The organism is Pseudomonas sp. NPDC090752 (assembly GCF_055584805.1).
The window spans coordinates 1-25,581 of the sequence record NZ_JBVJLI010000025.1; the positions used below are offsets into that span (position 1 = coordinate 1).

The 25,581-nt window shown below is 60.0% G+C and carries 23 protein-coding genes, 1 tRNA gene and 2 pseudogenes; 9 read left to right on the top strand and 17 right to left on the bottom strand.

The features are described 5' to 3' along the window. The 4 genes and pseudogenes from ACZ6YA_RS23940 to ACZ6YA_RS23955 form a co-directional block, all read left to right on the top strand. Positions 1-1,050 (top strand): annotated as a pseudogene (locus tag ACZ6YA_RS23940) (T6SS effector BTH_I2691 family protein); the annotation flags it as partial. A 107-nt stretch (positions 1,051-1,157) separates the two neighbouring features. Next, positions 1,158-2,057 carry a DUF6708 domain-containing protein gene (locus ACZ6YA_RS23945; RefSeq protein WP_465900025.1) on the top strand — a complete coding sequence of 300 codons (900 nt, stop codon included), beginning with the start codon at positions 1,158-1,160 and terminating at the stop codon, positions 2,055-2,057. 43 nt (positions 2,058-2,100) lie between these two features. Continuing rightward, the gene (locus ACZ6YA_RS23950) at positions 2,101-2,427 is read left to right on the top strand and encodes a hypothetical protein (RefSeq protein ID WP_465900026.1); all 327 of its coding nucleotides are present in this window, start codon (positions 2,101-2,103) and stop codon (positions 2,425-2,427) included. Between the two features lie 403 nt (positions 2,428-2,830). Beyond that, positions 2,831-3,089: pseudogene (locus tag ACZ6YA_RS23955) on the top strand (PAAR domain-containing protein). Positions 3,090-3,105: 16 nt separating this feature from the next. Here ACZ6YA_RS23955 and ACZ6YA_RS23960 read toward each other — a convergent pair. Both ACZ6YA_RS23960 and ACZ6YA_RS23965 read right to left on the bottom strand, forming a co-directional pair. Next, positions 3,106-4,851, bottom strand: a complete 1,746-nt coding sequence (locus tag ACZ6YA_RS23960; RefSeq protein ID WP_465900027.1) for an MOSC domain-containing protein — start codon at positions 4,849-4,851, stop codon at positions 3,106-3,108. Positions 4,852-5,006: 155 nt separating this feature from the next. Beyond that, the gene (locus tag ACZ6YA_RS23965; protein WP_465900028.1) at positions 5,007-6,557 is read right to left on the bottom strand and encodes a sensor histidine kinase; all 1,551 of its coding nucleotides are present in this window, start codon (positions 6,555-6,557) and stop codon (positions 5,007-5,009) included. A 184-nt stretch (positions 6,558-6,741) separates the two neighbouring features. Here ACZ6YA_RS23965 and ACZ6YA_RS23970 point away from each other — a divergent pair, with 184 nt between their 5' ends. Beyond that, a complete protein-coding gene (locus tag ACZ6YA_RS23970; RefSeq protein WP_465900030.1) occupies positions 6,742-7,122 on the top strand; it encodes a response regulator in 381 nt (126 codons plus the stop codon). Positions 7,123-7,256: 134 nt separating this feature from the next. Here ACZ6YA_RS23970 and ACZ6YA_RS23975 read toward each other — a convergent pair. The 7 genes from ACZ6YA_RS23975 to ACZ6YA_RS24005 form a co-directional block, all read right to left on the bottom strand. Continuing rightward, a tRNA-Gly gene (locus ACZ6YA_RS23975) sits at positions 7,257-7,332 on the bottom strand. Positions 7,333-7,395: 63 nt separating this feature from the next. Beyond that, the gene (gene pgsA / locus ACZ6YA_RS23980) at positions 7,396-7,956 is read right to left on the bottom strand and encodes a CDP-diacylglycerol--glycerol-3-phosphate 3-phosphatidyltransferase (protein ID WP_465900032.1); all 561 of its coding nucleotides are present in this window, start codon (positions 7,954-7,956) and stop codon (positions 7,396-7,398) included. Between the two features lie 33 nt (positions 7,957-7,989). Further along, the gene (gene uvrC, locus ACZ6YA_RS23985; RefSeq protein ID WP_465900033.1) at positions 7,990-9,813 is read right to left on the bottom strand and encodes an excinuclease ABC subunit UvrC; all 1,824 of its coding nucleotides are present in this window, start codon (positions 9,811-9,813) and stop codon (positions 7,990-7,992) included. 6 nt (positions 9,814-9,819) lie between these two features. Beyond that, a complete protein-coding gene (gene gacA, locus ACZ6YA_RS23990; protein ID WP_403126667.1) occupies positions 9,820-10,458 on the bottom strand; it encodes a response regulator transcription factor GacA in 639 nt (212 codons plus the stop codon). Between the two features lie 63 nt (positions 10,459-10,521). Further along, a complete protein-coding gene (locus ACZ6YA_RS23995; RefSeq protein WP_465900035.1) occupies positions 10,522-10,911 on the bottom strand; it encodes a helix-turn-helix domain-containing protein in 390 nt (129 codons plus the stop codon). Positions 10,912-11,041: 130 nt separating this feature from the next. Next, positions 11,042-11,509 carry a GNAT family N-acetyltransferase gene (locus tag ACZ6YA_RS24000; protein ID WP_465900037.1) on the bottom strand — a complete coding sequence of 156 codons (468 nt, stop codon included), beginning with the start codon at positions 11,507-11,509 and terminating at the stop codon, positions 11,042-11,044. 18 nt (positions 11,510-11,527) lie between these two features. Beyond that, the gene (locus ACZ6YA_RS24005; protein ID WP_465900038.1) at positions 11,528-11,914 is read right to left on the bottom strand and encodes a DUF488 domain-containing protein; all 387 of its coding nucleotides are present in this window, start codon (positions 11,912-11,914) and stop codon (positions 11,528-11,530) included. Between the two features lie 128 nt (positions 11,915-12,042). Between ACZ6YA_RS24005 and ACZ6YA_RS24010 the strand changes: the two genes are divergently transcribed. Continuing rightward, positions 12,043-13,659 carry an inorganic phosphate transporter gene (locus ACZ6YA_RS24010; protein WP_465900040.1) on the top strand — a complete coding sequence of 539 codons (1,617 nt, stop codon included), beginning with the start codon at positions 12,043-12,045 and terminating at the stop codon, positions 13,657-13,659. A gap of 115 nt (positions 13,660-13,774) precedes the next feature. Here ACZ6YA_RS24010 and ACZ6YA_RS24015 read toward each other — a convergent pair whose 3' ends face one another. The 5 genes from ACZ6YA_RS24015 to ACZ6YA_RS24035 form a co-directional block, all read right to left on the bottom strand. Continuing rightward, a complete protein-coding gene (locus tag ACZ6YA_RS24015) occupies positions 13,775-14,470 on the bottom strand; it encodes a glutathione S-transferase N-terminal domain-containing protein (protein WP_465900042.1) in 696 nt (231 codons plus the stop codon). Positions 14,471-14,576: 106 nt separating this feature from the next. Further along, positions 14,577-15,341: an OmpA family protein gene (locus ACZ6YA_RS24020; RefSeq protein WP_465900043.1), complete on the bottom strand. Its 765-nt coding sequence runs from the start codon at positions 15,339-15,341 to the stop codon at positions 14,577-14,579. A gap of 11 nt (positions 15,342-15,352) precedes the next feature. Then, the gene (locus ACZ6YA_RS24025) at positions 15,353-15,742 is read right to left on the bottom strand and encodes a DUF4398 domain-containing protein (protein ID WP_465900045.1); all 390 of its coding nucleotides are present in this window, start codon (positions 15,740-15,742) and stop codon (positions 15,353-15,355) included. 313 nt (positions 15,743-16,055) lie between these two features. Beyond that, entirely contained in the window at positions 16,056-16,553 is a 498-nt protein-coding gene (locus tag ACZ6YA_RS24030) for a PaaI family thioesterase (RefSeq protein ID WP_465900047.1), read from the bottom strand. Between the two features lie 45 nt (positions 16,554-16,598). Further along, positions 16,599-17,981 carry an amino acid permease gene (locus ACZ6YA_RS24035; protein WP_465900049.1) on the bottom strand — a complete coding sequence of 461 codons (1,383 nt, stop codon included), beginning with the start codon at positions 17,979-17,981 and terminating at the stop codon, positions 16,599-16,601. Positions 17,982-18,367: 386 nt separating this feature from the next. Between ACZ6YA_RS24035 and ACZ6YA_RS24040 the strand changes: the two genes are divergently transcribed. Continuing rightward, positions 18,368-19,612, top strand: a complete 1,245-nt coding sequence (locus ACZ6YA_RS24040) for a 2-aminoadipate transaminase (RefSeq protein WP_465900050.1) — start codon at positions 18,368-18,370, stop codon at positions 19,610-19,612. A 3-nt stretch (positions 19,613-19,615) separates the two neighbouring features. Here the strand turns inward: ACZ6YA_RS24040 and ACZ6YA_RS24045 are convergent, their stop codons facing one another. Further along, a complete protein-coding gene (locus tag ACZ6YA_RS24045) occupies positions 19,616-19,918 on the bottom strand; it encodes a hypothetical protein (protein WP_465900052.1) in 303 nt (100 codons plus the stop codon). A 159-nt stretch (positions 19,919-20,077) separates the two neighbouring features. On the opposite strand from ACZ6YA_RS24045, the gene ACZ6YA_RS24050 reads away from it, so the two are divergent. Both ACZ6YA_RS24050 and fusA read left to right on the top strand, forming a co-directional pair. Beyond that, entirely contained in the window at positions 20,078-20,503 is a 426-nt protein-coding gene (locus ACZ6YA_RS24050) for a hypothetical protein (protein WP_465900054.1), read from the top strand. 73 nt (positions 20,504-20,576) lie between these two features. Then, positions 20,577-22,688, top strand: a complete 2,112-nt coding sequence (fusA, locus tag ACZ6YA_RS24055) for an elongation factor G (protein ID WP_465900056.1) — start codon at positions 20,577-20,579, stop codon at positions 22,686-22,688. A gap of 112 nt (positions 22,689-22,800) precedes the next feature. Here fusA and ACZ6YA_RS24060 read toward each other — a convergent pair whose 3' ends face one another. Both ACZ6YA_RS24060 and ACZ6YA_RS24065 read right to left on the bottom strand, forming a co-directional pair. Beyond that, positions 22,801-24,243 carry a SulP family inorganic anion transporter gene (locus ACZ6YA_RS24060; protein ID WP_465900058.1) on the bottom strand — a complete coding sequence of 481 codons (1,443 nt, stop codon included), beginning with the start codon at positions 24,241-24,243 and terminating at the stop codon, positions 22,801-22,803. A 92-nt stretch (positions 24,244-24,335) separates the two neighbouring features. Further along, positions 24,336-25,496, bottom strand: coding sequence for an ATP-binding protein (locus ACZ6YA_RS24065; protein ID WP_465900060.1), 1,161 nt, complete (start codon positions 25,494-25,496; stop codon positions 24,336-24,338). Between the last annotated feature and the right edge of the window lie 85 nt (positions 25,497-25,581).

A 25,581-nucleotide genomic window follows, 5' to 3' on the forward strand; every position in this document is an offset into this window, starting at 1 on the left:
ACGACCACACGGGTGATGCCCAAGCCCAAAGCATTGCTCACCTCAGGCGGCGGGACGGGTTTGAACGCCGGGATGCTGTGGTTCAACGTGATTGCGCTCAAATCGGCTTACAACAATTTGCAAAAGAGCCAAGCGCCAGAATACACGGCAGGATTTGCGGCCTCGATATTTGGCGTGATTGGGGCCTCGGCGGCGACGTTGGTGGGGGTGCGGGCTACGCAGAAGGCGGTGATGTTGCGACTGAGTTCAACGGCGCCTGGAATGGCGTTTGGGAATGGCTTTATAAAGTTCCTAAGTAGTAATTTATTTGCAAGACTAGCGGGCTACCCAGCAATTCTCCTAGGCATGTATTCCGACTATAAAAAGTCTCAGCGCCAAATTCAAAACGGCGGTGGAGAGGCTGGCGCTTTTACGCTCACGGGTGGAGTGGCCGTAGGCATCGGATCCGTGCTAACGCTAGAGGGAAGTCTAGCTATTGCTGGAGCAGCTAAACTCATCTCATTTGCCGCCTTGGCTGCCTTCGGCGTAGTGTTATTAGGAGCAGCCATAATCATGGGCGGCATCTACTTACACGCTCGGGCACATGAAAAAGTTCACTCTCATCTTGAGTTGTGGGCTGCAAGAAGCGTCTTCGGAAACCGGATCAATGATGGTGAGGAACGTAACGATATAACTCTTGATTTCGAGGGCAAGTTACCTCCCCACGAGAATGTAATATCCGAAATTGAAACGTGGCACGGTGAATTTTACTCCCCTCGGCTGCTTACCTCCGATGAGGCTCAACGAATAGGGCTGGCAAACCTTAGAAGCGCCTGGAGTGAAAACAATTCTTGGTCACCTCCTAACTGGACAGCGATCACCCACAGTGACATACCAGAAGCTGTAGCCACCGTTGAATTCACAATACTTTTACGCGAATTTATCGTCGGACAAAGCGAGTGGACAGTAGTAGTGACCAAAATCAACAACGATGGCAGTACGGTAGAACCTCCCAATGAACCTAATGTGCTACCGCTCACAGCAGGGGTTAGTTATCAATATACGAAGTGAAGCGCAGCATGCGACAGGAGCCGCCCTTTTCGTCAGTTACACGCCTAACCAGAGCCTTTCCGACCCAACTAAATCAACCGCTCGCTTCGAATTATATAGGTGAAAAAATGTCAGTAATTTGGCTATTTGACAGCACCAATAAAAACATCAACAACCCTGCCATATCCGGGCAACTTCAATCTTTATCGGATCGACTGCTTACCTTATACAATCCTTGGGTCACTGACTCTGTATTCATGGGCAAGCTTTACACAGCAATGACCATCTGCACTGCACTATACGCTTACCCTGACCTTATCAATTCCAGGGCAAACTCCTCACCCCCCGGATTTTATGCGTTCACTGCCATGCAAATAATATACCCCTTAATATTCGTTCCGTTTTTGGCATATAGGATTTTTTTTATAAAAAACCTGTCGAGCATATACCTAAACCGCAGCACAAAAAAAGTTTACTATCAACGTATAAGAACACTCATCGTATTCGACTGGCACAACACAGCAGGCGGCCTCTTCAAACGCACTGAATTCGCAGGCGCCTCTTTCAGCACCAGCTACGCCCTCGCATTCGCTCCACGTCGAGCAGACGGCTCGCTTCACAAAAAGGGCTGCCTCTGGATCGATAGCAACGAACCAACAGAGCCCGGAATCAAACACGTCGGAGAAGTATGGGAGTACCTCTGCCACTTCATGGCGCACGGCCCCGACAAACTACCGCCACCCCGTGAGCCCAACTGGTGGTACCGCCCCCTGTACGCTATTTGCCTCACACCTGCAGAAGCCTGGCGCCACTACGCCCCTTGGCGAACTGGCGAACCCGGTGAAATGCAGGGCAAAAAGAACTGGCAACTTCCGTTCTGGGCAGTGCTGTTCCCTTACAACATCACCCTCGCCATCGCATGGTATAGCATCTGCCGACTGTTCAACGTCCGAGCCGCGGCTGCGCCTCCAGAAGCCTTTGAAGAAGCCCCCGTTCAACCTAATAGAAAGAAAAAAAAGCGAGACTAACTGCACGCACCAACCATTACCTCTGAGTTCGGGACAGTACTTCATGAACAATCGCACCACCACTAAAACTGCTGACAAGACCAACCTAGCACCCAATGTCATCATCATTACCCGCAAGCGCCAGATCGCGTCATTCGCAGCACTGATATTACCTTTGCCGACCTTGCTAGGCTTATTAGCATTACTGCCCCTAGATAAAATCCATCTGGAAGCAACCTTTGCGTTCCTAGTCGCATGTAGTGCACTCCCCTTAATTCTGGTGCACTGGGTCTACCCAGCCGACAAAGACTCCGTGCACTTGACGCCTGACGGCCTGTCATTCAAGCGACACGGCGAAATTCCATTCAGCAGTATCAAAGCCTATACATAGAAGGCTGCATACGACTGACACGTCATGACAATCCGCCCTTGACGCTCATTGGGAACAAGAAAACGCCGGGGCACGAAGACTTTCGAAAGACGTTCCGCGCTGCAATGGCCGCTTGGTGCGGAGACGCTACGTCGGAGCAGGTCAAGCAGCAGCATTTCTTTGGAACCGCCCTTGCCAACGTGATGGGCTCACTCATCGTTATAATCTGTGGAGGACTAATCATCGCGACAATGACATTGAAGATGGGCATGTCTGCATTACCTCCATTAGCTATAGCCACCTTTGCAGGCGTTCGTTTGCTCTTCAGTCGCCGAGAGGAATAACCCACAAGAAACACCCAGTCCAAGGCAAATTGTTGGACGGGCGTATAAGACCTGCTCAATCAAGCAAAGGGAAGCTAAAAATGAAGCCTATCGTACTCGTCGGCCATCGCCATCACTGCCCGATCCATGGCGAAGGAACAGTAGAAACTGGCTCCAGCGCCACACGCATCGATGACAGGGCGGTCGCCCGTGTCGGCGACCGGATCAGTTGCGGCGCGGTTATCGAAACTGGCGCAGAGTGCACGATCATCGAAGGGGCAACCGGCGGCCAGGGAGGGAGACACGACAAGCCACGGCGGCATCCTTCTGGAAGGCGATCCGGGATGGCTTATCGACTAATACCCAGCAGAGCCCCTCAACAATCCAGCACAACATCACTGACCGGCACCATGCAGCACAACAAGGCATGCTCCCCCCGTGCACGGCCCGCTTCGGACAAGGACAGCACCTCCCCTTCAAGCAACCGGCATTCACAGGTCTGACACAGGCCGGCGCGACAGTGGGCGGCCATCACCAGGCCTTTGGCCTCCGCGAACTGGAGCAGCGGCCCCTCCTGCGGCTGCCATTGAGCAGTGATGCCCGATCGCTTGAAGGTCACAGCGAAGGGGCCACTGTCCGGGATTGGGCGCATCTCCACGGGGCTGTCAGGCGTGACGAAACTGTCCATGTGCAGGCGCGCGGCGATGCCCGCTTCAGTCGCCATCGCCAGCACGCTGGACTGGAATGTCTCGGGGCCGCACAGATGGATGTCTGCCGAAAGTAGAGCGGCTTCGAGTATCAGCGCGGCAAGATCAGGGCGGCCGAGCAAAGCATCGTCAACAGGCTGTCCCAGGCCCGTGACATGCAGCGCGGGCACACAGTACGGCAGTCGGGCGGCAAGGTGTTTCACTTCACCCCATAACGTCAGTTCTTGCCTGCCTCTGATCGTGTGAATGACGCGCACCGGCTTGTCATAACCGGCGTCCACCAGCGCCTGCAGTTTGGTGATTGTCGGGGTAATGCCAATACCTGCACTGAGCATGAAAATGGCAGGGCTGTTGGTATCTACCGTGTCCGGACCAAAAGGCCCTGTGATCTGGATGAGTTGTCCAACGACCTGCTCATGCAACGCCCGTGAGCCGACACCCGTATCGCGCTTCACGGTAATGCGCAGCCGATCGCCCTGTTGTCCGGAGACGGTATAGCGGCGCCAGTCACCGCTCTCGGTCAACCCATGCACCGCGATGTGCTGCCCAGGCTTGATGGAGCCTAGCGAGCCTTGATTGGCCAAGGGGTCCTGCAGCCACAAAGAGCGGATGCCCGGTGCCTCCTCTGTTACCTCGACGACACGCGCCGGACGCGGCCAGTTGGCTACCGGTGGCGCCTTGGGCACACTCGCCGCAATGGCCAGGCGCCCCGGATAATACTGCCCACTGACGCGAATCGGATCGCGTGGCTGGACTCGCCCACCCGCTTCGACATGGGCGTAAACGCCGCAATAGATGTGGCCGAAATGCCGGTTCAACTGTGCGGGTGTATTGATATCGCGCTCACCGGTCTGCGGGTTCATCGACGTGGCGCTGCAGCGCTTGATTGGCCGGATGATCGACAGACAGGCGTCACCCAACTGCACACCCTGCCCCAGCCAGCTGAACTCGATGAAAGGTTCGGCTTCGATGTAGATGTTGCCGCGAAAGCGCATCGGGTCGACCGGCACGCCGAGCCGATCAGAGAGGGCGGCCACCGTGGCCACATTGATGATCGACAGCATCGAGTCGTCGAAGTCCCAGTGCCCTAAACGGTCCTCTCGACGAATGACCCTGGCCTGCTCGCCAAAGGCCTGCCTTAAGCGAGGCGGGTCGTTGAACAGGTTTACGCAGTCGCCCGACGTCGCGTCCCTCAACCCCAACGTGTCGGCGTACCTTTCAGGCCAGTAATGGACAAGGTCCGCATTGGTGGTCAATTGATGAAAAGGTGCGCTGCCTGCAGCGGCCACGCCTCTGGTAATACCGATGACTCGATCACCCGGCACACCCTCGCCCTTGCGCAGCGTCACCTGATCGAGTGTTTCACCTCGAAAGCCTTTTACGGGATAACGGTGCAGTGAAATTACACGGGCCATGAATGGCTCTCCTTGTTATTTAAGGTTCGGATCGGCTATCCGCAGGTGCCTTACTGCACGCGCCTAGCCTGAACCTAACCCATCAACGACCCGTATAACACGACTGAAACCGACGCAATATTGACCTGACGCGACCATGATCCGAGCGACACAGTTCAAAGCTTGAAGCGGACGTGGATACAGCTTTTCCCTTCCAGACGGTCAATGGACACCGCTGCGCTTCCATAGCCCGAGTAACTTTTCACCAACCGCATCCCAAGGCCGGTACCTGTGGGTTTAGGGTAGGTGTCGGGGAAGCCGTCCCCCTCGTCCTTCACTGTCAGCAGTACATGATCCCCGGCATGATTTACCAGGACTTCAACTGTACCTTTGCCGTACTTCAACGCATTGGTAATCAGCTCGGAAACCACCAATCCCAGTGGCGCCATTCGCTCTGGAGGAAGCACAAAATCGTCAGTCTCCAGAACAATTTTCCGGTCAGCCAGGGCCTTGCCCAGGTCACCCAGCAACGCATTCAAATAATCGGCGGCCAGCACATTCTTGTCTTCGGCGGTGTGGTAGAGCCGCTCATGCACGCTGGCAATGGTCACGACGCGGCCCGCTGCAGTTTCCAACTGCAGCTTCACCGCCGTATCCAAAGAAAGGTTCGCCTGCAGGAGCAACAATGTGTTCACGAGATGGAGGCTGTTCTTGACCCGATGATGGATCTCCTCCAGATACAGGTCGCTCCTGCTTTGCCTGGAATTCTGCGCTTCGATCAGCGATAGCAGCTGAGCTTCATACTGATGGCGCTCGGTGATGTCCCTGGACACGGCCATGACGCGTTCCAGTTGGCCGTCTGCGCCAAGAATCGGTGCGACTGTTACATCCCACCATTTAGGTTCATCGGCTGCGGTGGGGAAATACGCTTCAAACCTGGCCGTCTCGCCGGCTGTCACCTTGCCCAAGGCCTCCACAACCAATGGCTTGGACTCCTCGGGCCAGAACTCGGTCCAGCGCTGTCCTTTTACCTCATGCAAGGCGGCCAGGTGCATGAGCTCAAGGCCCTTTTCATTCATGAACTCGATCTCGCCGCTGGGCGACAAGACCTTCACGCAATCGGGACTGGCATTGAGAAAACTTTCTGAGTAGGGATCGGGGTGCGGCGCCTCGACTCCTGCTGCGATGCGCTCGATCCCCAAGGAGATGACATTGGAAATGCCCTCCAGAAAGACCAGATCGCTTTCTACGAAGTCATCGCCATTGCTACTGTCGGCTTCAAGAACGCCAAATGGCCCGAGCGGGCCACGAATCGGCACGTTGATGGCACGCTCGATCCCGTATTTTTTCAGCAGATCTGGGGTGCGAAAGCGTTCCTCCAAACCCAGGTGGTTGGACAGGACAGGCCGATTAGTCGCCAGTGCAAAGCCAGCGGGGCTGGCAACGTCGGCGCCAACGGTGGCATGCCCGATGTCCGATTTATCCCAACCCACACCGTGTGAGAGCACACAGACATCGCTGTCGGGCAGCGGCTGGAGCACCTTGGAGAAACGAGTCTTCATACCCTCGGCGACGACCGTACACGCTTGCGTTAGCAGCGTATCCAGATCATCGACCTTGAGTGACAGCACGCCAAATTCGACAACCAGTTCATGTTGCCGGTGAAGCCGGGCGTGAGACTTTTTCAAGGCGGCCCGAATGGTTTCATCCGGCGGTAACTGTTGCATACGCTCTCCATTGAGATGCCGGGAGGAAATGCGATGATTCCTCTACTTTACCGACGACGTTTCGCTTTTGGCCCTGAAACCATAGACGCTGTTGAGCGCAAGCGTGTGCATTGCCACTCATCGCCCTGCGGCAACCAAGAAAAACGCCTGAGACCCTAATCGGTATGAGACGCGAGTATTCCCTATGAGCCGCCATATTCTGGTAGTAGAAGACGATGAGTTGCTCCGAGCACTGACCGCTGAGAGCCTAGCGTCACTGTACGCCGATCAGGTGCTGCCCTGCGCAAATGCAGACGAGGCGTTGGCGCTGATGAGCGCAGGGGTCAGTGTCTCGCTGGTCTTCACTGACATCCATATGCCGGGGGAGCTGAATGGGCAGGAGCTGGCTCGGGAGATCTGGCGCACTTGGCCTGACGTGTCCGTGTTGCTCACGTCGGGCGATGCCATCGTGGCGCTTGAGACGCTGCCCGATAACGCGTCGTTTCTATCCAAACCTTGGACGCTAGATGACCTGGCGCAGTGTATTGACAGGCTCGCCCACTTGCCAAGGCGACAAGCCGGATAGACGCGACGAGGGGCGCTGCATGACAGTGACCAGGCGATGACTGGCCCCGAATAGAAAACGAGAACGAAAAAAAGGGCCCTAAGGCCCTTTTCTCACGACTTGCAGACCTCAATTGAACTCTGCAGATCTTTATTTGGAGCGGGAAACGAGACTCGAACTCGCGACCCCGACCTTGGCAAGGTCGTGCTCTACCAACTGAGCTATTCCCGCGTCGTGATGGGTGCCATTCTAGCGATATCTAAAACGGCGTCAACCCCTTGATTCAAAAAAGTTTTATTTTTGCTCCGAACCTTCGCGCAGGTGCGGCCAGGCGGCCAGCAAGTAATGCGCCATGGACCACAGCGTCAGCGCCGCCGCCACCAGCAGCAAACCATAACCCAGGATCACCCAGAAGCTCACCAGCGGCGGGTTGGCCAGCAGGATCACCAGCGCCAGCATCTGCGCGGCGGTTTTCCACTTGCCGAGGTTGGACACCGCCACGTGCGCCCTCGCCCCCAGCTCGGCCATCCACTCGCGCAGTGCTGAGACGACGATTTCGCGCCCGATGATCACGGCGGCCGGCAAGGTCAGCCAGAAGTTGGCGTGCACCTGCACCAGCAGCACCAGGGCCACGGCGACCATCAGCTTGTCGGCCACCGGGTCGAGGAAGGCGCCGAACGGCGTGCTCTGCTGCAGCCGACGCGCCAGGTAGCCGTCCAGCCAGTCGGTGGCGGCGGCAACGGCGAACACACTGCTGGCGGCCATATAGCTCCAGTGATAGGGCATATAGAACAGCAGAATGAAGATCGGAATGAGCAGGACGCGTAGAACGGTGAGCAGGTTTGGAATATTCATCGGTACGACTGGCTGCGGGTTGAGCCCGGCATTCTACTCGCTATGCAGGCTGGCATAAATCGACTCGGCAAGCTTTTTACTGATGCCGGGGGCTTTGGCGATCTCATCGATACTGGCGCGGTTGAGCTCCTGCAGGCCGCCGAAATGTTTCAGCAGGTCGCGGCGACGCTTGGGTCCGACCCCGGCAACGTCTTCCAGGCTCGATACGCGTCGGGCCTTGCCGCGCCGGGCGCGGTGGCCGGTGATGGCGAAGCGGTGGGCTTCGTCACGTATCTGCTGGATCAGGTGCAGCGCCGGGTTGTCGCCCTTGAGGGTGAATTCGTGGGCCACGTCGTTGAGGTAGAGGGTCTCGAAACCGGCCTTGCGGGTCACGCCCTTGGCCACGCCGAGCAGGGTCAGGTCAGTGAAAGCCAGCTCCTGCATCACCTCGCGGGCCATGTTCAGCTGGCCCTTGCCACCGTCCACCAGCAGCACGTCGGGCAGCTTGCCCTCGCCGTCCTTGATACGCCCGTAGCGACGCGTCAGGGCCTGGTGCATGGCGGCATAGTCGTCACCGGCAGTCACGCCTTCGATGTTGAAACGACGGTAGTCGGATTTGAGCGGGCCTTCCGGTCCGAAAACCACGCAGCTGGCCACGGTGGCTTCGCCGCTGGAGTGGCTGATGTCGTAACACTCCAGGCGTTGCGGCACTTCGGCCAGGCCCAACACCTCGGCCAGTGCCTCGAAGCGTGCGGCCATGTGCTGGCGGTTGGCCAGGCGCGCGTTGAGCGCCTGCTCGGCATTGGTCACTGCCAGTTGCTGCCAGCGCGCACGCGTGCCACGCACCCGGTGGCTGATGGTCAGCTCGCGGCCGCGCAGGGTCTGCAACGCTTCGCTGATGGCGCTGAAGTCTTCGTGCACCACGTTGACGATCAACTCACCCGGCAGCTCGCGCTCGACATTACCCAGGTAATACTGGGACAGGAAGGCCGACATGACTTCGGCCACCTCCTCCTCGATGCCCACTTGCGGGAAGAAATTCTTGCTGCCGAGCACCCGCCCACCGCGCACGCTGATCAGATGCACACAAGCGCCGCCCGGGTTGACGAAAGCGGCAACCACATCGACATCGCCAGAGCCGCCTTCCATGTACTGCTGGTCCTGAACCCGACGCAACAGGGCGATCTGGTCGCGCAGCTCGGCGGCCTTCTCGAAGTTCAGGGCCATGGCGGCTTTTTCCATCTCGACGTTCAGCTCATTGCCCAACTGCTGGCTACGGCCTTCGAGGAACATCACCGAGTGGCGCACGTCCTCGGCATATTCCTCGGCAGCGACCAGGTCGACGCACGGCCCTTTGCAGCGTTTGATCTGGTACTGCAGGCAGGGCCGGGTGCGGTTGGCGTAGTAACTGTCCTCGCACTGGCGTACCGAGAAAGCTTTCTGCAGCAGGCTGAGACTTTCACGGATGGCCCCGGCACTGGGATACGGCCCGAAGTAGCGGCCCTTGGCTTTTTTCGCACCCCGGTGAATCCCCAGGCGTGGGAATTGGCCGTCAGACAAAAACACATACGGGTAGGACTTATCGTCGCGCAACAGAATGTTGTAGGGCGGTCGCCACTGCTTGATCAGGTTCTGCTCGAGCAGCAGCGCCTCGGTTTCGTTGGCAGTGATGGTGGTTTCGACCTGGGCGATACGCCCCACCAACGCGGCGGTTTTCGGCGCCAGGCCGGTCTTGCGAAAATAGCTGGACAAACGCTTCTTGAGGTTCTTGGCCTTGCCCACATAGAGCAGCCGAGCCTCGGCGTCGAACATCCGGTAGACGCCCGGGCGACCGCTGCAGGTCGCCAGGAACGCGCTGGCATCAAAGATTTGGGACATGAGGTTTTACAGGCTTGCGTCGACCATACCGTGGCGAACGGCCAGCAAGGTCAGTTCGACGTCGCTGGTGACCGAGAGTTTTTCGAAGATCCGATAACGGTAAGTATTGACGGTCTTGGGCGACAGGCACAACTTGTCGGAGATGATCTGTACCTTCTGACAACCGACGATCATCAGAGCGATCTGGATTTCCCGCTCCGACAGCGCATCGAAGGGCGAACCTTGCGGCTGGAACGATTTGAGCGCCAGTTGCTGGGCGATCTGCGGGCTGATGTAGCGCTGCCCGGCAAACGTCAGGCGAATGGCCTGAACCATCTCGTCCAGGCCAGCGCCCTTGGTCAGATAGCCTGCCGCACCGGCCTGCATCAATCGCGTGGGGAACGGGTCTTCCTCGCATACGGTCACCGCCACCACCTTGATGTCGGGGTAGCTGCGCAACAGTTTTCGGGTGGCCTCCAGGCCGCCGATGCCGGGCATTTTCACGTCCATCAGCACGACATCCGGCTTGAGCTCTCGGGCCAGCTTGAGCGCCGACTCGCCCGAATCCGCCTCACCCACCACTTGCAGGCCGTCAATGTCGGCCAGCATGCGTGTAATACCGGTTCGTACCAGATCGTGGTCATCGACCACTAGGACCCTAATCAAGCAGACACCTCGTCAACAGGGCGATTGGATCCCGCCACCTTAACAAAATTTTTCACAGTGGGCCTAGCGTAAAACTTCCGTCAGAAATGTCTGACGCTCTCGGCGCTGCGGCCACGACGTTTCACGCTTGCCCCCCTCGCCCACCAGGCGCCCCAACAAATGCCAAAAGGCCGCCTGGTCCGCCGCAGGCAACCGCCGGAAAGCGCCAAGCACACCGGTTTCATCGGGGGTCAGGCTCGCCAGCGGTGCGGGCGTCCGAACCCCACTCAACACATACAATGCGTCCACGCCTCGAGCTTCCAGCGCCGCCAGGTAATCCACCCGCGGTGTGCGCTCGCCACTTTCGTATTTACCCTGAGCATTGGGTTCGACGCCGCCGATGTCACCAAATACCCGCTGGGTCATGCCCAAGCGTTCGCGCTCTTCCCTAAGACGTTGACCGAGTCCATTCATACGACGCTGCTCCTTATTCCCTACCGGCATCGGGTACTGCCCACAACCCTGTGGGCGCTTGAAAACTTCGCAGCCACTATGCCCCTCACCGCCCCTCGCCGCAAGCCATCACTAAGCCATCACTAAGCCATCACCGACAGTCGTCAGTGACCCGTAAAAGGGCCTGTAAAGGTCCACCGATGATCCGTTGCATGCGCACAAAACACTCATCCTCCCCCATCTCGACAAAGCCACTGCGCCGGTAAAGCCGCCGTGCCGGGTTGCTCTTGAACACCATCAGCCGCAACAACGGCAATCGGCGCTGACCTGCCCAATCGGCCAGTTGTTCCAGCACCCAACTGCCAACGCCACGCCCACGATGCTCCGGTAACAGATGCAGCTCGCGGATGAACAACGCCTGGCGGTCCTGGCTGAGGCTGCAGAAACCCAGCACAGCTTCGTCTTCAACGATCAGCCATTGCTCACGCCAATCCCAAGCCTGGTCGAATGCCTCTTCGATCCACAACAGGTCAAACTCGCGGTAATAGGGCAGCATGGCCCGTCGGGTGAGGTCACGGGCAAAGGCGCAATGCTCATCAGCGGCAGGCGTGAGTTTCATGTCACCATTGTGCACCGCTCAGGTGGCATAGCACACTGGAGAACTTCCCGGGCCGCGCCGCTCCAGCTCGTCCTCCAGCCACTCTGCCAACACGCGGGCATTGTTATGCTCGGTATCCTTGCCGGTATACAGCAAGGTCAAATCCCCCTTGGCAGCCAGATCTATGAGCGGATACCAATGCTCGGGATGCTGCGCCAGTTCCTGTTGATAACGCTGGGCGAACCCGGCGAAATCCACTTCTTCCTGATGAAACGCCTTGCGTAAATCATTCGAAGGCGCCGCCTCCCGCAGCCACTGACCGTGCAACTGCTCCTTGCGTACGTTACGTGGCCACAGGCGGTCGACCAGCACGCGTTGGCCATCGCCCGTCTCGACCGCGTCATAGACACGCTTACAGCGAATCATAGTGTTGCCCTACCGTCGCCACTCGTCTTGAGCCTAGATAATTCATTGACCGAGGTCACGGCCAAGTAACGATTTGTTTCTATGCTGACAGCCTTCGGCACCTTCGCCCGACGCCCATCGGAGCCCCCATGGCAACCCCGTCACTGGCCAGCCAGCCGCCACTGGCCGAACGCGACTCCCGCCCGCAGCTAGACCATAAACCCGGCCGTGCCACCCTCCTCCTGTTCTTCGGCCTGCTCATGGCCGGCATCGCCTACACCGCCTGGAGCCTCAAGCAAGACGTCAGCGCCAGCGGCACCGTGATCACCACGGTCACGCCGTTTCTGCTGTTGGGCCTGGCGCTGCTGATCGCTTTGGGCTTTGAGTTCGTCAACGGCTTTCACGATACCGCCAACGCCGTGGCCACGGTGATCTACACCCACGCGCTGCCTGCACCAGTGGCGGTAGTCTGGTCCGGGCTGTGCAACTTCCTCGGCGTGTTGTTTTCCAGCGGCGCGGTGGCATTCGGCATCATCGCCCTGCTGCCGGTGGAGCTGATCCTGCAGGTGGGCTCGACGGCCGGCTTTGCCATGGTCTTCGCCCTGTTGCTGGCCGCGATCATCTGGAACCTCGGCACCTGGTGGCTGGGTTTGCCGGCTTCGTCCTCGCACACTTTGATCGGCTCGATCATCGGCGTCGGTGTGGCGAACGCGCTAATGCATGGGCGTGACGGCACCAGCGGGGTGGATTGGGGCCAGGCCAGCAAAGTCGGCTATGCGTTGCTGTTTTCGCCGCTGATTGGTTTTGCCTGCGCGGCTTTGTTGCTGCTCGCGCTGCGCGCGCTGGTCAAGCGCAAGGATCTCTACCAGGCGCCAGAAGGCCAGACGCCGCCACCGTGGTGGATCCGCGGCGTGCTGATATTGACCTGCACCGGCGTTTCCTTCGCCCACGGCTCCAACGATGGGCAAAAAGGCATGGGCCTGATCATGCTGATCCTGGTCGGCACCCTGCCAATGGCCTACGCGCTGAACAAGACCATGCCCAGCGAGCAGGCGCTGCAGTTTTCCGCCGTCGCCGAGGTGACCCGTCAGGCACTGGTGCGCAGTGATTCGCAACCACTACCTGCTGACCCGCGCCAGGTACTGACGCTGTTTATCACTCAGCCCAAAGCCGATCCGCAACTGGTGCCGGCCCTTGCCGCACTCACCGGCATGATTGGTGAAGAGGTCAAAAGCTATGGCTCGCTCAAGCGCATACCGGCCGAAGCCATGGCCAACGTACGCAATGACATGTACCTGACCAGCGAAGCGATCCGCTTGATCGAAAAGCACCAGCTGGTGGCCTTCGACCCCGATACCCACAGCCATGTGCAGCTGTTCAAGACGCAATTGGATGACGCCACGCGCTACATTCCGCTTTGGGTGAAGGTGGCCGTTGCGATTGCCCTTGGCCTGGGGACCATGGTCGGCTGGCGGCGCATCGTGGTGACGGTGGGTGAGAAGATTGGCAAGACTCACCTGAGCTACGCCCAGGGCGCGTCGGCGGAAGTGGTCGCTATGTGCACCATCGGTGCAGCGGACATGTTCGGGCTACCGGTGTCGACCACCCATGTGCTGAGTTCGGGCGTGGCCGGGACCATGGTCGCCAGCGGTTCGGGGATCCAGAAGCGCACGCTGATCAACCTGCTGATGGCGTGGGTGCTGACCTTGCCAGCGGCGATGCTGCTGGCGGGCACCCTGTACTGGGTTCTAAACCAGGTTTTCTAGCCTGCAGATTGAACCCGTGGGAGCGGCTTCAGCCGCGAACACCGGCAAAGCCGGTGCCAACCACCGCGTCGTTTGCTTCACGGCTAAAGCCGTTCCCACAGGTTCGATGCTGGCCTTATTCAGGAATTTTCAGGCCTCGCTGAACGGCAGGCCGCTCAAGGAAGCAGCCCAGTACGCGCTGCACTTCCTTGAATTCATCGAACCCCACCAGTTCGCGCGCGTTGTAACGCTCCACCAGGTTGCGTACCCAGGGGAATATGGCGATGTCGGCGATGCTGTACTCATCCACCATCCACTGCCGCCCCCGCAGATGCCGGTCCAGCACACCCAGCAGGCGCTTCGACTCCTTGACGTAACGATCCCGCGGGCGTTTGTCTTCGTATTCCTTGCCCGCAAAAAAGTGAAAGAAGCCAACCTGGCCGAACATCGGGCCAATGCCGCCCATCTGGAACATCAGCCACTGGAGGGTCTGGTAACGGGTTGCCGGATCCTGGCTGAGCAGTTGCCCACTCTTTTCCGCCAGATACTGCAAGATTGCGCCCGACTCGAACAGCGGCAGTGGTTTGCCACCTGGGCCACCGGGGTCGAGAATTGCGGGGATCTTGTTGTTGGCGCTCAGTGAAATGAATTCAGGGCTAAGCTGGTCGTCACTGTCGAAACTGACCTTGTGCGGTTCGTACGCCAGGCCGATCTCTTCCAGCATGATTGATACCTTGACGCCATTGGGCGTGGGTAGCGAGTACAGCTGCAGGCGCTCGGGGTGTTGTGCCGGCCATTTGCGGGTGATGGGGAATGCGCTCAGATCGGTCATGCTCGGTCCCTGGAAGCGTGAAAACCTTCACTTTAGGGACAGCGCTGCGATTTGGCCATCGCAGCGTGCCTGAGGGCGCAGCCACCGGCTGCGCCCTGGGGTCGACTCAGAAGCGCGGCTGGACGGCCTCGGCTCCCCTGGAAATCACCACCTCAACGCGGCGGTTGAGCTGACGTGACTGCGCCGTGTTGTTGCTCGCCACCGGGTATTCCTTGCCGTAACCGGCGCGCTTTATACGTTCTGCACTCACGCCCTGACGGCGCAGCGCGCTGGCCACCGAATCAGCCCGGTGCTCGGACAGCCGCTGGTTCAAGGCATCGCTACCGGTGGAGTCGGTGAAGCCTTCCACCAACACCTTGCGCTCAGGGTTGGCCTGCAGGTAGGCAGCCAGCTCCTGGATGTTCCGATGGCTGCGGCCGTTCAGTTCGGCCTTGCCGGTCTGGAACAGCACATCACCGAAGGTCACCACCTCGCCGCGCGCACTTGGCTTGGTCTGGAGCGCCTTGAGCTGTGCAGTTCGCGCATCCAAACGGGCCTGGGTGCGTTCCACCTCGATACGTTTCTGGGCGGCATCGGTCGTGCGCAAGTCGATGGTTTGCTCGGCAAACTCGATCTGGCGACCGGCCAGATAGGCCAGGCGCTCGACCTCGGAAGACTTGCGGTCCTTGAGCGAGGCCGCTTCGGCCTTGCCCAGGGCAGAGTAGGCCTCCTGGGTTTCCAGCGCGGCGAGGCGGCTTGACTCGGGCTTGCTCTGCAAGATCGAATAGGCTTCGCGGGCTTCAAGCAACTTCGGGTTTTCCGGCGTGGTGCCACAGCCGGTCAGCATCAGGCCAAGGAGTGACACAGCGGGCAGCAGATAGACTTTGGACATGGTCACTTCCTTCAACGAGTGTATGGGGTAATCGGGCTGCCAGGAGCATCAAGGATCTCCTGCTTGAGCACTTCGATCCCCTTGCGGGCGACCTCCAACTGCTCTTTGGCCTTGACCGCCTGGGCCTTGCGCTCGGCCACGCGGGCATCGGCTCGCGCCTCTTCGGCCAGCGTGCGAACCTGTTCGAATTTTTTCTCGCCCAGCGCACGATCCATGGCGCCTACTTTGTCCTGGGCAGCACGCATCTCCACAGGAGCGTACTGGGTCGCATCGGCCGAGACGGCGCGGTTGACAGCGCTGCGGGCCAGCTCGATCTGCTCATTGGGAACGGTCACGCTGGCGCAGCCGCTCATGATTACGAGCAGGCCGGCAAGCGGCAATGTCTTGCAGTTGAAACGCATGGAATAGGCTCCTTTGATGCGCTCGCGAAATCGTGGCTACCGACGTCGGTGACCACAGGCAGTTAGAAATCAGACAGCCTGATCTGGAAACGACGTAAGACTATTGCCACTGGGCTGACGGCCAAATAGGACTTTTCCTAAGCACCCAGTCAGCTTATTCAACAACCGCGTTGGCATAGGCTCCATTCCTGACGGCTCAGCGCCTGTTGGCGCCCGCCCAAATTAGGCCGGGTGCCAACACGCGTCTACTGGCAGAAATGCTAGGTGGAGCACCTGCGAGGCATTGCCGGAACCATCGCTTAACAGCCTGTACCTAGGCCTGACCGTGCGCCTTGAGCTTGAGCTTTTCAGTGTCCACTCGGACGAAGACCGAGTCGGCGCTGACGGTCAGTACATCGCCGGCCCACACCTCGCAGACCACCCGCGTCTTGCGTCCGACCTCGCCCTCCACACGGGCCCTGAGCAGCAGTTCCACGCCCATCGGGGTGGGTTTCAGGTAAGTGAGCCCGAGGCTGCCAGTCACGCAATCGATGCGCGGCAAACTCCCCGCCTCGCGGCCTTCGGCCCGGTAGTGGTAGGCCATGGCAGTCCAATTGGAATGACAATCGACCAGCATCGCCAGCAGGCCGCCGTAGACCAGGCCGGGCCAGCCGGTAAAGGTGCTGTCGGGCAAATGCCGGCACAGCAGGTGAATACCGTCGATATCCCAATGGCTTTGCACATGCAGGCCGCTAGGGTGGGCGCAACCGCAGCCATAGCAGATGCCGTCGGCGGCGGCCAGGGCCTGCAGAGAGAGAGCTTGTTCGTTCATACGCTTCCTGTGCTGGTTGGAATGGGGCGCAAAGCGCCCCGAGGATCACGCAGCCTGCGCAACCACTCTACCGCGCCGCTGGGTCAGCGCAACCAACAGGATGAACAGGGTCACACCGGCAGTCATCAGCGTCTCGTAGCGGTAGGCGTCGCTGAATAGCATATATCCCAAGACCATCACGATGGTGCCGATCACCAGCCAGGTCAGCCATGGGAACAGCCACATTTTCAGCTCCAGCGGCCGCCCTTCGCGGTCTGCACGTGCACGCATGCGCAGTTGCGACACAGCGATCACCAGGTACACCAGCAAGGCGATGGCGCCGGTCGTGGACAGCAGGAAGCCGAACACTTTGCCCGGGAACACATAGTTGACCAAGCAGCCGGCGAAGCCTGCCAGGGTCGAAAGAATGACCGCCACGGTTGGCACGCCCGCACCGGAAATGCGCTTGGTCATGCTCAGCGCCTGACCACGGGCACCCAGGGAATACAGCATCCGCGAGGCGGTATACAGGCCGGAGTTCATGCAACTGGTGACGGCCACCAGTACCACCAGATCGACCAGCAGCTTGGCGCCGGGCACGTTGAGCACTTCCAGCACGCGCTGGAACGAACCCACCGCTTTCAAGGCCGGATCGTTCCAGGCCACCAGCGACACCACCAGGAAGATCGAGGCCAGGTAGAAGATCGCGATGCGGTAGACCACCAGGTTGGTGGCTCGGCGGATCTTGTCTTTCGGGTTGGCGGTTTCGTCGGCCGCGATGGTGACGATCTCGGCGCCGAAGAATGAGAAGATGGTGATCAGCACGCCCCCCAGCACCGTGCCGAAACCATTTGGCATGAACCCGCCGTTGTCCCACAGCCGGCTCACCCCAGACACCTCGGCGAGCGGCCAGAAGCCGAATACCGCCAGGCTGCAGACCACGATGAAGGCGATGATCGCAATCACTTTGACCAGCGCGAACCAGTACTCGAACGCACCGAAATTCTTCACGCTGATCAGGTTGGTACCCGACAGCACGAGCATGATCAAGAAGGCGAACAGCCAGGACGGCACGTCGGGGAAATAGGTGTGCAGGATGTCCGCCCCGGCGATGGCCTCGACCGGGATGATCAGCACCCAGAACCACCAGTACAGCCAGCCGATGGTAAAGCCTGCCCAAGGGCCTATGGCTTCGGAGGCGTAGGTGGAGAACGAGCCGCTGTTGGGGTTGGCGATGGCCATCTCGCCGAGCATGCGCATCACCAGCAGCACCAACAGGCCGGTCATGGCGTAGGAAATCAGAATGGCCGGGCCAGCCGTTGCGATGGCGTTGGAGGAACCGATGAACAGCCCGGCGCCGATGATGCCGGCGATGGAGATCATGGACACCTGACGGGAAGTCAGGCCGTGCTGCAGGGAACGCTGTTTGTTGTTTTCTAGCGAAGCCATGGAGAACCCTCGAATGGGTCGGCCGCCGCACGGGCGGCTGAAAAGTCGGAGCAGAATTCTTGTAGTTCGTGTTGCTCTTTTTTCTTGTTGTGACATTGGCGGCGGCGCACTTGCCTCCTCTTCGCAGTACCGGCTGGGCTTATTGATCCGGGTCAGTATTGATCTGTAAAGCGAGGTCAACAAACGACCTTTTCGAAGTACATGATTCCGATACGGAATGAAGTTGCAGAATTCAGCGGGGCGCTAGCACCATGGTTAACACATCACTGTGATCAGCCGCCTGGAGATCGCGAATTTATGGAATTACAGCAATCGGATAATTCGTTTGCGGAATAACACAGAGGCGAGCTTCGATAGTAGGAACATCGAACAAGGTCCACATGCCCATGAATCTGGAAAGTGTCAGCCAATCCATTGCCATCGTTCACCCGATCACACTTTCCCACGGCCGTAATGCTGAGGTCTGGGATACCGAGGGCAAACGTTACATCGACTTCGTGGGGGGTATCGGTGTCCTCAACCTGGGCCACTGCAACCCCGCCGTGGTCGAGGCCATTCAAACCCAAGCCACGCGCCTGACCCACTACGCCTTCAACGCCGCGCCGCACGGCCCGTACCTGGAGTTGATGGAGCGCCTGAGCGCATTCGTCCCGGTCAGCTACCCGCTGGCCGGCATGCTCACCAACAGCGGTGCGGAAGCAGCGGAGAACGCCCTGAAGGTAGTTAGGGCCGCCACCGGTAAACGCGCCATCATCGCCTTCGATGGCGGCTTTCATGGCCGTACGCTGGCAACCCTGAATCTCAACGGTAAAGTCGCCCCGTACAAGCAACGGGTCGGAGAGCTGCCGGGGCCGGTGCACCACTTGCCCTACCCCAGCAACGACACCGGAGTCAGCTGCGAGCAGGCACTGAAAGCCATGGAACGCCTGTTCAGCGTCGAGTTGGCGGTGGAAGACGTAGCGGCGTTCATCTTCGAGCCGGTACAGGGCGAAGGCGGCTTCCTCGCCCTCGACCCGGCTTTCGCCAAGGCGCTGCGCCGCTTCTGCGACGAGCACGGGATGCTGATCATCATCGACGAGATTCAGTCCGGCTTCGGCCGCACCGGTCAGCGCTTCGCCTTCCCACGCCTGGGTGTCGAGCCGGACTTGCTGCTGTTGGCGAAAAGCATCGCAGGCGGCATGCCGCTGGGCGCCGTGGTCGGACGGAAAGAATTGATGGCAGCACTGCCCAAGGGCGGCCTGGGGGGTACTTATTCCGGCAACCCAATCGCCTGTGCGGCGGCGCTGGCGAGCCTGGCGCAGATGACCGATGAGAACCTTGCGACCTGGGGCGAACGCCAGGAGCAGGCAATCGTCAGCCGCGTTCAACGCTGGCAAAGCCAGTACCCATTCATCGGGCGCTTGACCGGTGTGGGAGCGATGCGTGGCATCGAGTTCGTCAATGCCGACGGCAGCCCGGCACCGGCGCAACTGGCCAAGGTGATGGACGCGGCGCGGGCCAAAGGCTTGTTGCTGATGCCCAGCGGCAAGGCGCGACACATCATTCGCCTGCTGGCACCGCTGACCATCGAAGCCGAGCTGCTCGATGAAGGGTTGGATATCCTCGAGCAGTGCCTGGCGGAGCTTAGCTGAAGTTTAGAGGCCCAGTTCTTCAGGGGTGAGCATGTCGGACTCGAAAGCAATCCAGCCGCCTTCGAGTTCGGCGTGGCCGTTGACGATCGGGCCGTAGTAGGTCAGGCCGTTCTCCAGGGTCACGCAGATGTGTGTGGCGTTTTTTTCTGGCGCCGCGAGCGTCCCGACGAAATGCACCTTCTTCAGGGTTTCGGTCACCGCTTCGAGGCCGACGCGCATGTTGGGGTTTTCCGAGGCTTCGATATCGCCGCCACGGTCTTCGGCGCTGACGGTCACAGTAGCGGTGTACGGGTACTTGGTGCTCAAGCGGAGTTTCCTCGGGATAAAATGCGGGCTTGCGGGCGCGTAAGAGTACGGGAGCAAGGCGCGGATGTCTCTATCGGCCTGACCGAATCCACATGGCCTCCCCCGCCCCGATCTGTTAGGGTGCCCGCCGATGCACGCCACACCACACGAGGACACCGAGTGAGCGCCGAAGAACCCCTGATCGCCGACCTGTTCGAGGTCGACAAACGCCTGACCCTCAAGCCCGTCGTGGACTTCAACAGCTACCTGCGCAATGCCTTCGGCGAAGGCCCATGCCGCTGCCACCGCTGCACCGAAGGCGGCGACGAAAGTACCTACAGCCACGCGCATAGTTTCACTTTCGAAGGCCGCCAATGGCACCGCCGCTTTGCCAGCACGGCCGGCAGCGATGTGGCCCAGGTGCTGAAAAAAGCCTGGCTGTCGTACACCAAGGCCGACCTCAACCTGATCGGTGCGCTGGACCTGACCACCCTCAAGACTTTCACCGATGCCGCCCTGCACGAGCGCCTGCTGGCCCTGCTGCCGGCCAGCGGCCTGGCCCGCGAAGTCGATGGCCAATGGTTGCTGCAAGCCCAGGCCGACTGACGGCCCGGCGGTAAAGCAGGATTCTCCCGCTCTGCTACCGTGGGAGAATCCGCACAGCCGCAGGTAGTCCGTCATGGCCCGCACAACGCCCATCGAGCTGTACCGCAATATCGGTATCGTTGCCCACGTAGACGCTGGCAAGACCACGACCACCGAGCGCATCCTGTTCTACACCGGGGTCAATCACAAGATGGGCGAAGTGCACGACGGTGCCGCGACCATGGATTGGATGGCCCAGGAGCAAGAACGCGGCATCACCATCACCTCGGCGGCGACCACGGCCTTCTGGCAAGGCTCGACCAAGCAGTTCGCCGACAAGTACCGCTTCAACATCATCGACACCCCGGGCCACGTCGACTTCACCATCGAGGTGGAGCGCTCGTTGCGCGTGCTCGATGGCGCGGTGGTGGTATTCAGCGGCGCCGACGGCGTCGAGCCGCAGTCCGAGACGGTGTGGCGCCAGGCCAACAAGTACCATGTGCCGCGCCTTGCCTACATCAACAAGATGGACCGTCAGGGCGCCGACTTCCTGCGCGTGGTCAAGCAGATCGACAAGCGCCTGGGGCACCACCCGGTGCCGATCCAGCTGGCCATCGGCAGCGAAGAGAATTTCATCGGCCAGATCGACCTGGTGAAGATGAAAGCTATCTACTGGAACGATGCCGACAACGGCACCAGCTACCGCGAAGAAGAGATCCCCGCCGAACTCCAGGCGCTGGCCGACGAATGGCGCGCGCACATGATCGAGGCCGCCGCCGAGGCCAATGATGAATTGACGATGAAGTTTCTCGACGGTGAGGAACTGAGCATCGACGAGATCAAGGCAGCGCTGCGCCAGCGCACTATCGCCAACGAAATCGTGCCGACCATCCTCGGTTCATCGTTCAAGAACAAGGGTGTGCCGCTGATGCTCGATGCGGTCATCGACTACCTGCCCGCGCCATCGGAAATCCCGGCGATCAAAGGCACCGACCCAGATGATGAACAAAAGGATCTGGAGCGCCACGCCGACGACAAGGAACCGTTCTCGGCCCTGGCCTTCAAGATCGCCACCGACCCGTTTGTCGGCACCCTGACCTTTGCCCGGGTCTATTCCGGCGTGCTCAGCTCCGGTAACGCCGTGCTCAACTCGGTCAAGGGCAAGAAGGAACGCATCGGCCGCATGGTGCAGATGCACGCCAACCAGCGCGCCGAGATCAAGGACGTGTGCGCCGGCGACATCGCCGCGCTGATCGGCATGAAGGACGTGACCACCGGCGATACCCTCTGCGACATCGACAAACCGATCATCCTCGAGCGCATGGACTTCCCCGACCCGGTGATTTCCGTGGCCGTGGAGCCGAAGACCAAGGCCGACCAGGAGAAAATGGGCATCGCCCTGAGCAAGCTGGCCCAGGAAGACCCGTCATTCCGCGTGCGCACCGACGAGGAGACCGCCCAAACCATTATTTCCGGCATGGGCGAGCTGCACCTGGACATCATCGTCGACCGCATGCGTCGCGAGTTCAACGTCGAAGCCAATATCGGCAAGCCGCAGGTGGCCTACCGCGAAAAGATCCGCAACACCTGCGAAATCGAGGGCCGCTTCGTTCGCCAGTCCGGCGGGCGCGGCCAGTACGGCCACTGCTGGATCCGCTTTGCGCCGGGCGATGAAGGCAAGGAAGGCCTGGAGTTCATCAACGAGATCGTCGGCGGCGTGGTGCCGCGCGAGTACATCCCGGCGATCCAGAAGGGCATCGAGGAACAGATGAAGAATGGCGTGCTCGCCGGCTACCCATTGATCAACCTCAAGGCGGCAGTGTTCGACGGTTCTTACCACGACGTCGACTCCAACGAAATGGCCTACAAGATCGCTGCCTCCATGGCCACCAAGCAGCTGTCGCAGAAAGGCGGCGCGGTATTGCTGGAACCGGTGATGAAGGTCGAGGTGGTTACCCCCGAGGAGTATCAGGGCGACATCATGGGCGACCTGAGCCGGCGCCGCGGGATGATTCAGGATGGCGACGAGACTCCCGCCGGCAAGGTGATCCGCGCTGAAGTGCCGCTGGGTGAGATGTTCGGCTATGCCACCTCGATGCGCTCGATGACCCAGGGGCGGGCCAGCTACACCATGGAGTTCACCCGCTATGCCGAGGCGCCGGCGAGTATTGCCGATGGCATTGTGAAGAAGAATCGCGGGGAGTGAATGTTGCGCCTGTTCCGGCCTCTTCGCAGCTAAAGCCGCTCCCACAGGGATCCCATACCCCCTGTGGGAGCGGCTTCAGCCGCGAAGAGGCCGGCACATTCAGCACCCCATTTCAGTGTTGCTCCCCCGCCCGCTTCAGCAATTTCTTGCACCGCTCCGACAAATGCACCACGCGCAAATGCTTGCCCGCCTTGGCATACCGCTCCCGCAAAGTCGTCAGCGCCGCAATCGCCGAATAATCGACAAAGCTCACATGCTGGCAATCCAGCGTAACCTTGGCCGGGTCATTGGCTGGGTCGAACTGGTTTAGAAACGGCGTGACCGAGGCGAAGAACAGCGTGCCATGCACCTGGTAATGCTTCACACCCTCCCCGTCTTCATGGCTGTCGGCATACAGCTCCCGCGCATGCTGCCAGGCAAAGTTCACCGCCGCGATGACGATACCGAACAGCACCGCCGTCGCCAGGTCGGTAAACACCGTGACCACCGTTACGGCGATGATCGCCAACACATCGCTCACCGGCACCTTGTGCAGCACCCGCAAGGACGCCCAGGCGAACGTCTGCTGGGCAACCACGAACATCACGCCGACCAGCGCGGCCAGCGGAATACGCTCGATCAGAGGCGACAGGAACAACACGAACAGCAGGATCATCACCCCCGCCACCACGCCAGTAAGTCGGCCCCGACCATTGGAGCTCAGGTTGATCACGGTCTGGCCGATCATCGCGCAACCGCCCATGCCGCCGCACAGGCCCGAGACCATGTTGGCCGCGCCCAGGGCCACGCACTCGCGGTCTGGGTAGCCGCGGCTTTCGGTGATTTCATCGGTGAGATTGAGGGTCAGCAGGGTTTCTAGCAGCCCGACCATGGCCATCAACAGCGCATAGGGGGCGATGATTTTCAGGGTATCCAGATTCCACGGCACGTCGGGCAAGGCCAGCGTCGGCAGACCACCGGCGATGTGCGCCATGTCGCCGAGGGTACGGGTCGGCAGATTAAGCAGATACACCAGCAGGCCGACACCGAGAATTGCCACCAGCGCCGGCGGCACGGCGCGGGTCAGCTTCGGCAACACGTAAACCACCAGCATGGTCAATGCCACCAGGCCGATCATCAAGTACAGCGGCGCGCCGCTGAGCCAGTGCTCGCCCTGCTTGAAGTGTTCCAGTTGTGCCAGCGCGATGACGATCGCCAGGCCGTTGACGAAGCCGAGCATCACCGGGTAAGGCACCAGGCGCACCAGTTTGCCCAGGCGCAGCAGGCCAAACAGGATCATCACCACCCCCCCCAGCAGCACCGTGGCCAGCAGGTACTGCGCGCCGTGCTGCACCACCAGGGCGACGATCACCACCGCCATCGAGCCGGCAGCACCGGAGATCATGCCCGGTCGACCACCGAAAAGCGCGGTCAGGGTACAGATGATGAACGCACCGTACAGCCCCATCAGCGGGTTGAGGTGGGCTACCAGGGCGAAGGCGATGCACTCAGGCACCAGGGCGAACGAAGTGGTCAGGCCGGCGAGCAGGTCGGCGCGAAGTCGGGCGGGTTTCATGAAATACCTGTGGCGCAGTCCGTGGGGACGGAACAAAAACGAAGGATCGCGATGTTACGGAATTTGTCGGGAAGGGACCACCGCGAGGGCGCCTATCGCCCTGCCCGCGTCAACCACTCGGCCATCGAAACATCCTCCAACGCGTACTCGCCGCGGTTGGCTTTCCACACCAGTTCCTTGTCGCGCAGTGCGTCCAGGGCTTTCTGTACATTCGGGGCGCCCGCGCTGGCTTGCGCCTGGGCCAGTTCGAGTTTGCGGTTGACGTCTGTGAAGGTCTGTTCGGTGAAGGGCGAAAACGGTTGTTTTGCCAACGTACGCTCCGCCATGACTTCCAGTACTGCCTGCTGCAACGGCGAAAGGTCGTTCCAGGCACTTTCATAATCGCTCCAGACGCCAGCCTGATGGTTAAGTGCCCCTGTGCGCAGAAGCTCACCCAGGTTGCCAGCCTCGCCTAGGCCGACGCTGACCTCCGCCAGTAACTTGCCGAGCATCTCCGGGCGCCGACCTACGAGCTCGAAGGCATACTCCAGGTCTTCAACCTTGAACTGGTTATCCTGCGCCAGGCGTCGGTTCCACAGCTGCGTCACGAACTCGACATAGTCGCGCCCTAGCAGCGGGAAAGGTGTGATGCTGGCACCAAAGAACGGCTGCCTGCTCTTGAGCACCAGGTTAGCCAGCTTGTCGCGACTGGAGCCGGTGAAAACCAGCCGCAGGCCATCCGGACGGTCGCCACGGTTCAGATGGTCTCGTGCGGCCTTGAGAGCAAACATCGCATTCAATCCCTCTTCGCTGTTGAGGGCATGCTGGGCCTCATCGATGATCAGCACCACCATCTGCCCCGACACCTGATGCAGCACCGCCAGCGCCTGGGCCAAGGTTGTTCCCGCCGGTAGCTGGGGCCTCGTGAAGTCCCAACTAAGGGTGCGCAGCAGATTGATCTTATCGACACCAGCTTTTTTTGCGGCCTTGGCCAGCGCGCTCTCATAGCTGCCCAAGGCCGTACCGATGGCTCCACTGATCAGCTCGGCAGGGTCCGCGTCGCGATCAGACCACAGGTCAACATAGACAGGTAACCAGCTACGCTGGAGACATTCCGGCACGAAGTCGTTGTTCAGAAATGTGCTTTTACCGGTACGTCGGGGCGCCGCCAGGAACATCCCCGAGCTGTAATCGACCAGCGACTCGCCGGCGAGGTCCTGGGCCAAGGCCTTGGCCAATTGATCGCGACGCAGGATTGGGCGGGAGGGGCTCATCAACTATCCTCTATTATCCTTTCGACTATATTTTATAGCGTACAAGATAAATGCAAGATAAAACATCCTCACCGCCACCGACCCG

Bases quoted from the DNA above. Each gene is read 5' to 3' on its own strand.
- ACZ6YA_RS23945 (WP_465900025.1), top strand. From the start codon at position 1,158: ATGTCAGTAATTTGGCTATTTGACAGCACCAATAAAAACATCAACAAC.
- ACZ6YA_RS23950 (WP_465900026.1), top strand. From the start codon at position 2,101: ATGAACAATCGCACCACCACTAAAACTGCTGACAAGACCAACCTAGCA.
- ACZ6YA_RS23960 (WP_465900027.1), bottom strand. From the start codon at position 4,851: ATGGCCCGTGTAATTTCACTGCACCGTTATCCCGTAAAAGGCTTTCGA.
- ACZ6YA_RS23965 (WP_465900028.1), bottom strand. From the start codon at position 6,557: ATGCAACAGTTACCGCCGGATGAAACCATTCGGGCCGCCTTGAAAAAG.
- ACZ6YA_RS23970 (WP_465900030.1), top strand. From the start codon at position 6,742: ATGAGCCGCCATATTCTGGTAGTAGAAGACGATGAGTTGCTCCGAGCA.
- pgsA (WP_465900032.1), bottom strand. From the start codon at position 7,956: ATGAATATTCCAAACCTGCTCACCGTTCTACGCGTCCTGCTCATTCCG.
- uvrC (WP_465900033.1), bottom strand. From the start codon at position 9,813: ATGTCCCAAATCTTTGATGCCAGCGCGTTCCTGGCGACCTGCAGCGGT.
- ACZ6YA_RS23995 (WP_465900035.1), bottom strand. From the start codon at position 10,911: ATGAATGGACTCGGTCAACGTCTTAGGGAAGAGCGCGAACGCTTGGGC.
- ACZ6YA_RS24000 (WP_465900037.1), bottom strand. From the start codon at position 11,509: ATGAAACTCACGCCTGCCGCTGATGAGCATTGCGCCTTTGCCCGTGAC.
- ACZ6YA_RS24005 (WP_465900038.1), bottom strand. From the start codon at position 11,914: ATGATTCGCTGTAAGCGTGTCTATGACGCGGTCGAGACGGGCGATGGC.
- ACZ6YA_RS24010 (WP_465900040.1), top strand. From the start codon at position 12,043: ATGGCAACCCCGTCACTGGCCAGCCAGCCGCCACTGGCCGAACGCGAC.
- ACZ6YA_RS24015 (WP_465900042.1), bottom strand. From the start codon at position 14,470: ATGACCGATCTGAGCGCATTCCCCATCACCCGCAAATGGCCGGCACAA.
- ACZ6YA_RS24020 (WP_465900043.1), bottom strand. From the start codon at position 15,341: ATGTCCAAAGTCTATCTGCTGCCCGCTGTGTCACTCCTTGGCCTGATG.
- ACZ6YA_RS24025 (WP_465900045.1), bottom strand. From the start codon at position 15,742: ATGCGTTTCAACTGCAAGACATTGCCGCTTGCCGGCCTGCTCGTAATC.
- ACZ6YA_RS24030 (WP_465900047.1), bottom strand. From the start codon at position 16,553: ATGAACGAACAAGCTCTCTCTCTGCAGGCCCTGGCCGCCGCCGACGGC.
- ACZ6YA_RS24035 (WP_465900049.1), bottom strand. From the start codon at position 17,981: ATGGCTTCGCTAGAAAACAACAAACAGCGTTCCCTGCAGCACGGCCTG.
- ACZ6YA_RS24040 (WP_465900050.1), top strand. From the start codon at position 18,368: ATGAATCTGGAAAGTGTCAGCCAATCCATTGCCATCGTTCACCCGATC.
- fusA (WP_465900056.1), top strand. From the start codon at position 20,577: ATGGCCCGCACAACGCCCATCGAGCTGTACCGCAATATCGGTATCGTT.
- ACZ6YA_RS24060 (WP_465900058.1), bottom strand. From the start codon at position 24,243: ATGAAACCCGCCCGACTTCGCGCCGACCTGCTCGCCGGCCTGACCACT.
- ACZ6YA_RS24065 (WP_465900060.1), bottom strand. From the start codon at position 25,496: ATGAGCCCCTCCCGCCCAATCCTGCGTCGCGATCAATTGGCCAAGGCC.